Origin of the sequence: Pseudoalteromonas sp. Ld19 (assembly GCF_045064135.1) — a bacterium.
Classification (GTDB): domain Bacteria; phylum Pseudomonadota; class Gammaproteobacteria; order Enterobacterales; family Alteromonadaceae; genus Pseudoalteromonas; species Pseudoalteromonas aliena.
On sequence record NZ_JBISHA010000024.1, the window covers coordinates 35054 to 47818 of the forward strand.

Genomic DNA, 12765 nt, shown 5'->3' on the forward strand with positions numbered 1-12765 from the left:
TAGTAATAAGCAAGAGCATAAAGCCTAAGCTTATTACTATTACAACCCCCCTACCGTTCACTTTTCAAACATCGTTTCATTTTCATTACACTTAGTAACTAATCTACTACAACTATTTCACGAGATAAAAGTGACTAAGCATGAAAAACTACGTTAAAAGTTATATTCTTGCGCGCAATTATTATTTTAAATAATGGATGAGCACACACATATGACCACATCTCAAGATGCAACGCTTTCAAATGCATCAACAAACACACATACAAGTTCAGCTAATACAAATAAATCTAAATGGAATCTGCATGACACACAATGGACGCTAAGTCTATTTGGCACGGCCGTTGGTGCGGGTATTTTATTTTTACCTATTAATATTGGCATTGGCGGTTTTTGGCCATTAATTATTATGGCGTGCTTAGCATTCCCTATGACCTTTTGTGCCCACCGTGGCTTAGCACGTTTTGTGCTTTCGTCGAAAAATAAAGATGCCGATTTTACCGATGTAGTTGAAGAACACTTTGGTGTGACTGCGGGTCGATTAATCTCCTTGTTGTACTTTTTATCTATATTCCCAATTTTGCTTATTTACGGTGTAGGCTTAACCAATACTGTGGATAGCTTTATGGTTAATCAAATGGGAATGGAGTCACCTTCTCGCGTATTGCTTTCGGGCGTATTAGTGGCGGGTATGATTAGCTTAATGATGGGTGGCGAGCGTTTAATGCTGCGTGCTTTTGCTATTTTAGTTTACCCGCTTGTGGGTATATTGTTGTTTTTATCGCTTTATTTGATTCCAAGCTGGCAAGTGCCCGATATGAGCATGCCTGAAATGGGCAGCTTTGGTAAAACGTTGTGGTTGTCGATTCCTATAATTGTGTTTTCGTTTAGCCACGCAGCGGCTATCTCAAGCTTTGTAAATGTGCAACGCGGTCATTACGGCGAACAAGCTACACGTAAGTCTGAGGCGATTTTAAAGCGCACTAGCTTGCTACTTATTACCTTTGTCCTATTGTTTGTGTTTTCATGCGTGCTGTCGCTTACAGGCGAGCAAATGGCTGCAGCTAAGACGGCTAACGTTTCGGTTTTATCGTACCTTGCTAATATTACTAATAACTCGTTTATTACCACGCTTGGGCCGCTTGTTGCTTTTATTGCTATTACGTCGTCGTTTTTAGGTCACTTTTTAGGAGCACGCGAAAGCTTTACGGGTTTAGTGACTAAACAAACACGATTAAGCGCTGGCGTTGCCGATAAAATTGGTGTGTTAATTATGTTTTTAGCTATTTGGTTTTGCGCTGTTAAAAACCCAAGTATTTTAGACATGATGGATCAACTATCGGGCCCAATCATTGCGATGATTTTATTCATTATGCCAATGATTGCTGTTTATAAAGTGCCTGCACTTCATAAATACCGTAATCGTTTAAGTACGCTATTTATATTAGCGGTTGGTTCACTTGCTGTGTTTGCACTTTTATATAGTATGCTTAAATAAACACTTATTTAAGGCACAAAAAAATGGCGCTCACTGAGCGCCATTTTCAATTCAATTCGTTGCGGTTATTCTGTTTCTGGCAGATTACGGCCATAGAATATTTCTTGCATTTCACGAGTCAGTTTAGAGCGAATTTCTTCTTCTTCGTCATCTGATAATTCATCAGTTGAAAGACCAAACAAATAGGTGTTTAAATCGGTTTCTTTTAACATCATTTTGGTGTGGAACAGATTTTCTTGATACACGTTCACGTCCATCATTTGGTACGCTTCTTTGGTATCTTCTGTCATGAAGTTTTGAATCGAGTTAATTGCATGGTCAATGTAGTGTTTGACACCGTTTATATCGCGGGTAAAACCACGTACACGGTAATCAATGGTTACTACGTCTGATTCAAGGCTATGAATTAAGAAGTTTAACGCTTTAAGTGGCGATATAATGCCACAAGTTGATACTTCAATATCAGCACGGAATGTACAAATACCATCATCAGGGTGAGCTTCTGGGTATGTGTGTACACAAATGTGGCTTTTATCTAAGTGCGCAACAACTGAATCAGGTAATGGCCCTGGTGCTTCGTCAGCATCGTAATTTTGCTGCTCTTCTACTGGCTCTTCTGAAACCAAAATAGTAACACTCGCACCTTGCGGTTCATAATCTTGGCGAGCTACATTTAAAATGTTAGCGCCAATGATATCAACAACCTCACCTAAAATGTCGGTTAGTCTATCTGCACTGTACTGCTCATCGATATATTCAATATATTCTTTACGTTGTTGCTCGGTCTTTGCGTAGCAAATGTCGTAAATACTAAAGCTTAAACTTTTGGTTAAATTGTTAAAGCCATGAAGTTTAAGTTTATCGAAGGGTTTGTTCATAATAAACCAACCTATAAATTAGTGAAATCTGCACCTGCAGAATGAAAAGTTCGCGGATTTTATACGAATTTTCCTCATGGAAAAAGCGTTATTTTCCTTGATCTTGTACAACTTCGTGGCTATGCGTAATTTCTACTGTTTTATCAAGCATTAATGCAACAGAACAATACTTTTCAGCAGAGAGCGAAACGGCGCGAGCTAGGTGCTTTTCAGACACATTATTGCCTTTAACAACAAAGTGTAGGTTGATTTTAGTAAATACGCGGGGGGCTGTTTCGGCACGCTCTGCGCTAAGCTGAACTTGCACGTCTGAGAAATCTTGTTTCGCTTTTTTTAAAATACTGACCACGTCAACTGATGAACAACAGCCGACTGACATTAAAACCATTTCCATTGGGCTTGGTGCTGCGCTATCGCTACCTGCATCAAAAACAATATTATGATTAGAATTAGAACGACCAATAAACGTGTCGCCTTCAACCCATTTTACATTTGCTTGCATGTGCTTATCTCAAAAAAAATATTTTCTCGATTGTAAGCAACTTAGCCGCAGTTGCAAATGAAATTGCGTTACGCGGCTATATAAGCAATTGATTAGTACTGTTGCGAAACTGCGCTGTCGAATAAGTTTTTAACTAAACCAGCAAATTCATCTATAAAGACATGCTGTTCGACTGTGACAGGCTGTGAGGTGATACTACTGAGGACTTCTTCTAAATCGTAAACTATGCCGTCAACTTCGCGTACAATTAAGCTACGCTGCTCTGTATTAAGCTCTTTGTGTTGCTCGCAAATACGCATCACGTTTTCGGCAATCACATCTTCGATTAATTCCATTACCGTTGGAGCACCTGGTTTTATTTCGCCTGGCTTCTCAAACAACGCTAAGTTTTGAGTTAGATACATGATCAGATCATCGTACCCTTGCCTATCTAAAACCATTTTTTACACCACCATAAAATAATTAATTGCCATGATTTAAGCAGAAAGCAATTCAAATTACTAGCTTTGCAAGACCGCAATACTTATAAAAGCAGCCTAGGCTGCTTTTATAAGTAAAAAGTATTAAAATAAATTATTACTTAATCTATTTTTAAGCCTGGGCTTAATGTTGCTGGCATTGCTACTTTTTCAAGTTCAACTGAAGCAACAGGGTATGCACAGTAATCAGCAGCGTAATACGCGCTTGCTCTGTGATTACCGGATGCGCCAATACCACCAAATGGTGCCGCGCTTGATGCGCCAGTAATTGGGCGGTTCCAGTTAACAATACCTGCGCGAATACGACGTAAGAAATGATCGTAATCGGCTTCATTATCACTTAATAAACCAGCTGACAAACCAAACGTTGTATCGTTTGCTTTATCAATTGCTTGGTCAAAGTCATCAAAGCGGAATACTTTTAATAACGGACCAAAGTGTTCTTCATCTGGGAAATCACTAATATTTGTACACTCAATAATACCTGGTGTTACAAAGCCTGTGTTAGCTGTGTGCTTAAGCTCTACAAGTACTTGACCGCCAAGCTCAACTAGCTCGTTTTGCGCCTTAACCATGCCAGCAGCTGCCGTAGATGAGATCATAGAGCCCATAAATGGCTGCTCTGCATCGTCATAGTTACCTACTTTAATGGCTTTAGTGGCTGTAATTAAACGCTCTAAAATCACGTCGCCTTTGCTACCTGTTGGTAAAAACAATTTACGTGCACAGGTACAACGTTGACCACTTGAGATAAACGCAGATTGAATAATATCGTGAACAACCGCTTTAGTATCTTCAACATCGGTAATAATAAGTGGATTATTACCGCCCATCTCTAGCGCTAAAATTTTTCCAGGTTGGCCTGCAAACTGTTCATGTAAAATATGACCCGTACGCGAAGAACCTGTAAAGAATAAGCCATCAATACCTTTGTGAGCAGCAAGGGCTTTGCCCGTTTCTACTTCACCTTGAACAAGGTTGATTACACCTGCTGGTAAACCTGCTTTTTCCCAAAGTTTAAGCGTAAGCTCGGCTACTTTAGGTGTTAATTCAGATGGTTTAAATACAACCGTGTTACCCGCTAAAAGCGCAGGCACAATGTGACCATTAGGTAAGTGACCCGGAAAGTTATACGGGCCGAATACTGCTACAACGCCATGTGGCTTATGGCGGATCATTGCACGCCCTAATGGCATTGCATTTTCTACGTCGCCTGTGCGCTCTAAAAATGCTTTTTCAGAAATGGCAATTTTACCAACCATAGCACCCGCTTCTGTGCGAGTTTCCCACAGTGGCTTACCTGTTTCTTGTGCGATAGTAACAGCGAGCTCTTCGCTGTTTTCTTTTAATTGTGCTGCAAATGCTTTAACTATTTCTAAACGTTCGCTAAAGCTTTTATCAGCCCATGCATAAAATGCTTCGCGCGCTGCATTAACGGCGGTATCTACTTGCGCCGCAGTTGCTGAAGATGCCTGCCAAATAACGTCGTTATTCGCAGGGTTTACTGAATTAAATTCTGTGCCTTGGCCTTGTGACCATTGACCATTAATAAATTGTGCAGGATGAGCCATTATACTTTCTCCTAAATTAAATCGTGGTTGCGCTAATTATATCGCCCGCTTGTAGATGCAATGCATCAGCTATTGCTTGCGATAAAACAATACTTTTCACTCGACTATCAAACAACATAGGTGTAACTGTTGCTCTAAAGCCTTCGAGTTTTTCGTTCGCTAATAGCACCATTGTATCGCCTGCTGCCATTTCACCAATTTCAACAGTAAAACTATTGGCATTGCGAATGGTGGCAATATTATCAACTTTTGCTTCAACCGTTGGACCAGCATCAAAAATGTCTACGTAACCATTAAATGTAAAGCCTTCACTTTTTAATAGCTCAATTGCTGGACGCGTGTTGCCGTGAACTTGCCCGATAACAGCTTGCGCATCTTTACTTAGCAAGTTTACGTAAATTGGGTATTTAGGCATGAGCTCAGCGATGAAAACCTTTTGACCAATACCGGTAAGGTAATCGGCTGTAGGAAAGTCCATTGAGAAAAAGTGCTCTTCTAGCCACTGCCAAAAAGGACTGCTACCATCTTCGTCAGACACACCGCGCATTTCTGCGATAACGGTTTGCGCAAAACGTGCTTGGTGCTGTTTTATAAACATAAAACGCGCTTTAGACAGTAATTTACCGTTACAGTTTTTACGATACGCTTCTTTTAAAAATAACGTACATAATTCTGTAGCCCCTGTGTAGTCGTTACACAGAGTCAAAATATCAACCGCTTTATATACATCTAATGTACGTGACGAGTGAATTACTTTGCTTAAATGGTAATGATAAAACGCATCATCAAGCCCTACCGCAGCTTCAATTGCAGATGTGCCTACAACCTCACCGGTTTCGCTATCTTCAAGAACAAACAGGTAGCCTTCATCACCTGGTTGTGATGTTTGTTTAGCAAATGACTCTACTGAATGGTCTATTTTCTTTTGTAATAGCGCTTCGTTTAATGGCAAAGAGGTAAAACCATGCCCTGATTCGTGGGCAATTTTCAGTAATGCTGAATAATCATTTTGCTGGATTGGGCGAAGGATCATCATGAGTCCGCTTGCTCCCTTATAAATAACGGTAAATAGGAATTGCAGGGCAAGCAATGCTTGCCCTTAATTTGTTGGTTAAGGTATTACCCTTTTACAACGTTGGCTACTGCTTTTTCAAAGCGTGCCATACCTTCACGAATATCCGCTTCAGGAATGACTAACGATGGAGTAAAACGTACTACGTCTGCACCCGCTACTAATGACATAAGACCTTGCTCAGTCCCTGCCACTAAAAACTCTTTTGCACGACCTTTGTATTGCTCGTTTACTACCGCTCCAATTAATAAACCTTGGCCGCGAATTTCGCTAAATACATTGTATTTTTCGTTAACCGCAGTCAGTAGTTCGTTAAATAAAGCCGCTTTTGCTTTAACGCCAGCAAGTACCTCTGGTGTATTTACTGTATCAAATGCAGCTTCTGCTACAGCACACGCAAGCGGGTTGCCGCCATAAGTAGAACCATGAGTACCTACTTTAAGGTGCTGTGCAATTTCAGTTGTTGTGATCATAGCGCCAATCGGGAAACCGCCGCCAAGTGCTTTAGCGGTAGTTAAAATATCAGGTACTACGTTTAAGCCTTGGTATGCGTATAAATCGCCAGTACGACCAACACCCGTTTGAACTTCATCAAAAATAAGCAGTGCGTTATGTTTAGTACATAAATCGCGAACGCCTTGAGCAAATTCATCAGTTGGCGAAATAATACCGCCTTCACCTTGTAGTGGTTCCATCATTACGGCACATGTTTTATCACTAATAAGCGCTTCAAAAGCAGCTAGGTCGTTGTAATCACAATGTACAATGTCACCAGGTTTTGGACCAAAGCCATCTGAATATGCCGCTTGGCCGCCAACCGTTACGGTAAAGAAAGTACGACCGTGAAAACCTTTGTTGAATGCGATGATTTGTGATTTTTCTGCGCTGAATTTATCAAGCGCAAAACGACGTGCTAGTTTAAGCGCGGCTTCATTGGCTTCTGCGCCAGAGTTAGCAAAGTAAACTTTTTCGGCAAATGTCGCATCAACCATTTTTTTAGCTAGGCGTAGTGCCGGCTCGTTGGTCATTACATTTGATAAATGCCAGATTTTTTCGCCTTGCTCTTTTAATGCGCCTACTAATGCAGGATGGCAATGGCCAAGACAGTTAACTGCAATACCACCAGCAAAGTCGATAAACTCTCTACCTTGTTGATCCCATACGCGAGAGCCTTCGCCTCGAACAGGGATTACGCTTGAAGGTGCGTAGTTAGGAACCATTACGTGATCAAATAATTCGCGATTGACTGTCATTTTATTTCCTCTTAATTGTGAGCAACACAAAACATCAAAATAGGTGTTTGGTTACTATTTGTAACCAACTTTATAGGCAAGATCAGTAGCCTGATAATTGCGCAAAATTGTTTTGTGGTTCAATTTTCAGACGCACATTATTTCAGAATTACTGATATCTGTCTCGTTAAAAACTTTCATGTATCCCTTGAAAATAAAGGGCTAAAGATATTATTTCATAGATAGTGAATAACTATTTGCATAGCCAATTGCGATCAATTTTAAGTAACTAACCGCATGAGCACTGAAGAGTACACGCTTTAAGCATCTAATTTACGATATAACAATCAAATGAGAATGAATGGTTAGTCGCTAAAAAATTAACAAAAATTTCAATTTTTTAGTCAATTTGAATAGCTAAATTAGTAAAATTACTTGTTTGGAGGGTTTTTAACTCCGTTTTAGTGAACTTAAAGTGCGAAAACCACGCCACTATTTCGTCTGGTTCAATAAGCTGATGCTCTTTTAAGCTTAAATACTGAGAATAACAGCGAGCTTTTAGCATAACCTCAGTTAAAGGCAGCATTGAGTCACCTTTTTCTACGCCACTTACCAACTGCTGCATTACACCTTTGAAGGGTAAATACCTCAGCGCCATTTTTTCAATTACTTTAGCGCTCACCTCTAAAGATTTATTATTAAGTAAAGTGGTTAAAAACAGAGGGTCGGGCTTAAGTTCCAATAACGCAGTGTGTAGATCTTTTTCGTTTTCTTTACGCGCGAGCTGTACTTTACGCTGCCATACTTGCTCAAACGTTTTTAAATATAAACGCGTTAATGCAACACGCCCAATATCTAAAAGCATACCTAGAGTAAATGCGTGCACTTCATTTACATCATTCATTTGCGCTATTTTTTGCGCAGCTAGGGCATTGGCCATTACGCTTTCATTGAGCCTACGCTTTAATAATGAAAAGGGTTCTGTGCTGTGCGGCATCCAATGGCGTACTGCAAATGTAGGAATGATAAATCGTAAATTTTCAAGGCCAATATAACGAAGCGCTAAAGCAGGGTTATCCACTTTTACTGAGGTATTTTTACTACGCTGCTTACGATAATAAGGCAAGTTAACCAAAGTTACGAGCTCTCGTCCGAGCCAACTTAGATCATTAATTAATGGCTCTAACCGCCCAATCGACGCCGACTTAACAGCAAGAATATCAAGAATAGTAGCAATACCATCCTCTATCCCTAATGTATTTTCGATGACGGCGTCTATGTCGTTGAGCTGTTTAAAAATAGCCGTTTCGATCGCGTTATGAAGCACTTCACTCGCTTGTGCACGATACTTATGATGAGCTGTACTACCTTGCTGGCGCTTATGTTGAGCAGCCACTTCTACTTGCAGTAAAGTGCGCTGTTTCATTGGTTCGCCATAATCAATATCTAACGTATGGATAAAGCCAATTTGTTGATGTGCAAAACTATGGCCAAGCAACAAGTCATGCGCTCGTTGGTTAAGTATTTTTGCAGTACGCTGTTGCGATACGAGTTCAGTCATAACATCCATTAATTAAAAAACATACATTTAATAGTACTAGATTAAAACCGAGTTAAAAAGTTATCAAGCAATTGTAAGCCTTGCTCAGTTAAAATGGCTTCAGGGTGAAACTGCACCCCTTCAATGGCTAATTCTTTGTGTAATAATCCCATAATTTCATCGAACTCGCCCTGCTGCGTTTGCGTCCATGCGGTTACCTCAAGCTCTCTGGGTAGCGACTGCGCTTTAACCACTAAAGAATGATAACGGCACACTGTCAATGGGTTAACTAAATCTTTAAACACACCTTTATTGGTATGAATTATAGGTGATGTTTTACCGTGCATTATTTTTTTTGCACGGACTACGTCGCCACCCAAAGCTTGTGCGATAGTTTGATGCCCCAAGCAAATACCTAAAATAGGGTATTGACCTTTTAACTGCTCAACCACACTTAACGAGACACCCGCTTCGTCAGGCGTGCATGGCCCCGGCGATAAAACGATATGCTGCGGGTTTAACTGTTTTATTTGTGCAATGCTTAGCTCATCATTACGTTTAACTAACACGTCTTGATCTAATCGCTGAAAATATTGCACTAAGTTATAGGTAAACGAATCGTAGTTATCGATCATTAAAAGCATGTAATAAAGCACTCAAAGTAATTATTTATCGCGGATTATTTCCGCACCACGCATTCTAACTCAAGCGGTTAAAAGTGTCAGCGCTTTGTAGAGGCGATTTAATCGCGTCACGAGGCTTATTATTAATCAACATAATGACCACGACTGCGTACTCTATCGTTCTTCCTTTATAATAAATCAAGCAAATATGTTCCTAAAAAAACATTGCCATTAACTTACGTTAAAGAGATGCTAGTAATATCTAAGATAAATAACGTTAAATTATGTCCAAATATATACTCTCGATTGATCAGGGAACAACAAGCTCTCGTGCTATTTTATTCACAAAAGACGCTGACGCTTTTGATTTAGCTCAACAGGAATTCCCGCAGCATTACCCTCAAAATGGCTGGGTTGAACATGATCCGAATGACATTTTGCAAACCGTGCTCAGTACTAGTCGAGAAGTGATGGCTAAAAATAACGTTAAGCCTGAAGAAATTATTGCCATTGGAATTACTAACCAGCGCGAAACGACGCTGGTATGGAACAAAAAAACAGGAAAGCCAATTTATAACGCCATTGTTTGGCAAGACAGACGCACCAGCGACTATTGTAAAAAGCTTAGTAGCGATGAGCTTTGCCAAACCATTAGCGAAAAAACAGGCCTATTACTCGACCCTTATTTTTCAGCGACTAAAATTCGTTGGATTTTAGATAATGTTGAAGGTGCAAAAGAACAAGCTGATGCTGGCGAACTTGCTTTTGGTACTGTTGATACGTACTTACTTTGGCACCTAACTGGTGGTAAAGCGCACCGCACAGATGCAACAAATGCGTCACGCACCATGTTATTTAATATTCATACTCAGCAGTGGGATCAGGCGTTACTCGACTTATTTGATATTCCTACATCTATGTTGCCTGAAGTAATGGACTCAGCGGCCGAATTTGGTTCAACAAGTGCTGATATTTTTGGCGCACCAATTCGTGTGTGTGGTATTGCTGGCGATCAACAAGCCGCACTTATTGGCCACGCCTGTTTTGAACAAGGTATGGCTAAAAGTACATACGGTACCGGCTGTTTTTTAATGCTAAATACGGGCGAAAAAGCACTCACATCTAAAAATCGTTTACTTACAACCGTTGCCTATCGCTTAAAAGGAAAACCAACCTATGCCATTGAAGGCAGTATTTTTATGGCGGGTGCCACCATGCAATGGATTGTTGAAGGTTTAAAATTACTCAGCCATGCAGGTGAGAGTGAATCTTTAGTTAAAGATGTCCCACTGGATCATGGTGTATTTTTAGTTCCCTCATTTACAGGTTTAGGCGCACCTTATTGGGATGCTAATGCACGTGGCGCAATATTGGGACTCACACGCGACTCTGGTATTAGTACCATTGTTGCAGCGGCGTTGCAGTCAGTTGGTTATCAAACTAAAGACTTACAAAAAGCGATGGAGCGTGATGGCCTGCGCCCAAGTGTACTTAGGGTGGATGGCGGTATGGTTAAAAACAACTGGGTAATGACGTTTTTATCCAATATTTTAGGTGCCACAGTTGAGCGCCCAGTAGTCACTGAAACAACCTCTTTAGGCGTAGCCTATTTGGCAGGCTTACACACTGGAGTCTTTGCATCAACTCAGCAGCTGTCAAAAATGTGGGTATGCGAGCGTCGCTTTGAGCCAACAATGAGCGCCGATGAACGTAACGATCTATACGCAAAATGGCAGCACTGCGTAGCGCAGGTATGCTTATCGAGCGAAGATAGCTAACCGTTAAACGACGCAAAACAGTTATCAAGCCGATGACTTGAAATTACAAGCCACGACTAACTAACCCTAACCAAACAAGGTGATCGATGAAATTAATAAATAACGACTATGACTTACTCGTCATCGGTGGCGGAGTTAATGGTACAGGTATAGCTGCAGATGCTGCAGGTAGAGGACTCAAAGTACTGCTATGTGAGCAAGCGGATCTCGCTTGTGCAACATCCTCAAATAGCTCTAAGTTGATCCACGGTGGTTTACGCTACCTTGAGCATTACGAATTTAGATTAGTAAAAGAGGCATTAACAGAGCGTGAGGTATTATTAAAAAATGCGCCTCATATTATGTGGCCGCTAACTTTTAGATTACCGCATCAACCTCATTTACGCCCTGCTTGGATGATCCGCATTGGCTTGTTTATCTACGACAATTTAGCAAAGCGCGTTACCTTACCTGCATCCAAAAGTATAAAATTTGATGAGCATAGTGTATTAGAGTCTTCTATAACTAAAGGCTTTGAATACGCTGATGGTTGGGTTGATGACTCCCGATTAGTGGTTTTAAATGCCCTTGCAGCAAAAAATAAAGGCGCCATTATTGCCACGCAAACCAAATGTGTAAAAGCACAGCGCAAACAAGATAAGTGGCAAGTAACACTTGAGCAGCAGGATTCTAAATCGCAATATAGTATTTCAGCCAAAGGCATTGTTAATGCAACAGGTCCTTGGGTTGCCAAGCTGTTTGATGATGCATTAACAGAAAAATCGCCACAAAATATCCGCCTTGTTAAAGGCAGTCACATTATTGTGCCTCGCATTCACAGCCAACCACATGCTTATATTTTGCAAAATAAAGACCAGCGCATTGTATTTGTTAGCCCTTTCGAGGATGACTATTCTTTAATTGGTACTACCGATGTTGAATACAAAGGCGCTGCGCGAAATGTGAAAATAAGTAATGAGGAAATCGATTACTTAATCAACGTAACGAACAGTTATTTTAAAAAACAGATTAAATACGACGATATAGTGCATACCTTTTCGGGTGTACGACCGTTACTCGACGATGAATCGGTTGATGCCCAATCGGTCACCCGTGATTATAAATTAACGCTTTCTAGCGAAAATAAACAAACACCGTTACTAAGTGTCTTTGGCGGAAAAATAACAACCTATCGTAAACTCTCTGAAAATGCGGTTGATAAACTCCAAGAGTTTTACCCACAAATGGGCCCCGCATGGACTAAAGACAGCGCATTACCTGGTGGTGACTTTAGCTGCGTAGAGCGGTTAAAATCTGAGTTTAAAAGTAACTATAATTGGTTGCCCGCAGAAATATTGAATCGCTTTATACGCACTTATGGTACACGCACTAAAAACATTTTAGGCTATGCAAAACAGTTAACTGATTTAGGCCAAAACTTTGGCCACGGTTTATTTGCCGCTGAAGTTGATTTTTTATTGCAAGAAGAATGGGCACAAAACGCACACGATCTATTATGGCGTCGCACCAAGCTTGGCCTGCGCTTTGACGACACACAAACCGCAGCGCTTAGTGATTACATCGAGCAACGCTTAGCAGTAGGAGGTTAATTAAAT

11 protein-coding genes are annotated in these 12765 nt (G+C 40.6%); 3 read left to right on the top strand and 8 right to left on the bottom strand.

What is annotated here, in order from left to right; translation table 11 throughout:
* Window positions 1–211 precede the first annotated feature (211 nt).
* A complete protein-coding gene (locus ACJJVZ_RS18965) occupies window positions 212–1495 on the top strand; it encodes an HAAAP family serine/threonine permease (protein WP_405602745.1) in 1284 nt (427 codons plus the stop codon).
* A 65-nt stretch (window positions 1496–1560) separates the two neighbouring features.
* Here the strand turns inward: ACJJVZ_RS18965 and speD are convergent, their stop codons facing one another.
* The 8 genes from speD to ACJJVZ_RS19005 form a co-directional block, all read right to left on the bottom strand.
* Window positions 1561–2373, bottom strand: coding sequence for an adenosylmethionine decarboxylase (gene speD / locus ACJJVZ_RS18970; protein ID WP_077536731.1), 813 nt, complete (start codon window positions 2371–2373; stop codon window positions 1561–1563).
* 88 nt (window positions 2374–2461) lie between these two features.
* Window positions 2462–2875 (bottom strand): OsmC family protein, encoded by a 414-nt coding sequence (locus ACJJVZ_RS18975; RefSeq protein WP_077536730.1) that lies wholly within the window; start codon window positions 2873–2875, stop codon window positions 2462–2464.
* 92 nt (window positions 2876–2967) lie between these two features.
* A complete protein-coding gene (locus ACJJVZ_RS18980) occupies window positions 2968–3315 on the bottom strand; it encodes a DUF3802 family protein (RefSeq protein ID WP_405602749.1) in 348 nt (115 codons plus the stop codon).
* Window positions 3316–3455: 140 nt separating this feature from the next.
* Window positions 3456–4925, bottom strand: a complete 1470-nt coding sequence (astD, locus tag ACJJVZ_RS18985) for a succinylglutamate-semialdehyde dehydrogenase (protein WP_273049030.1) — start codon at window positions 4923–4925, stop codon at window positions 3456–3458.
* Window positions 4926–4941: 16 nt separating this feature from the next.
* Window positions 4942–5961 carry an arginine N-succinyltransferase gene (gene astA, locus ACJJVZ_RS18990; RefSeq protein ID WP_405602751.1) on the bottom strand — a complete coding sequence of 340 codons (1020 nt, stop codon included), beginning with the start codon at window positions 5959–5961 and terminating at the stop codon, window positions 4942–4944.
* Window positions 5962–6044: 83 nt separating this feature from the next.
* Complete coding sequence (locus ACJJVZ_RS18995; protein WP_077536726.1) at window positions 6045–7250, bottom strand: aspartate aminotransferase family protein; 1206 nt, start codon at window positions 7248–7250, stop codon at window positions 6045–6047.
* 379 nt (window positions 7251–7629) lie between these two features.
* Window positions 7630–8790 (bottom strand): HDOD domain-containing protein, encoded by a 1161-nt coding sequence (locus tag ACJJVZ_RS19000; protein WP_138585200.1) that lies wholly within the window; start codon window positions 8788–8790, stop codon window positions 7630–7632.
* 41 nt (window positions 8791–8831) lie between these two features.
* Window positions 8832–9413 (bottom strand): aminodeoxychorismate/anthranilate synthase component II, encoded by a 582-nt coding sequence (locus ACJJVZ_RS19005; RefSeq protein WP_138585199.1) that lies wholly within the window; start codon window positions 9411–9413, stop codon window positions 8832–8834.
* 263 nt (window positions 9414–9676) lie between these two features.
* Between ACJJVZ_RS19005 and glpK the strand changes: the two genes are divergently transcribed.
* A complete protein-coding gene (gene glpK / locus ACJJVZ_RS19010) occupies window positions 9677–11170 on the top strand; it encodes a glycerol kinase GlpK (protein WP_138585198.1) in 1494 nt (497 codons plus the stop codon).
* A gap of 86 nt (window positions 11171–11256) precedes the next feature.
* Complete coding sequence (gene glpD, locus ACJJVZ_RS19015; protein WP_138585197.1) at window positions 11257–12759, top strand: glycerol-3-phosphate dehydrogenase; 1503 nt, start codon at window positions 11257–11259, stop codon at window positions 12757–12759.
* The last annotated feature ends 6 nt before the right edge of the window (window positions 12760–12765 follow it).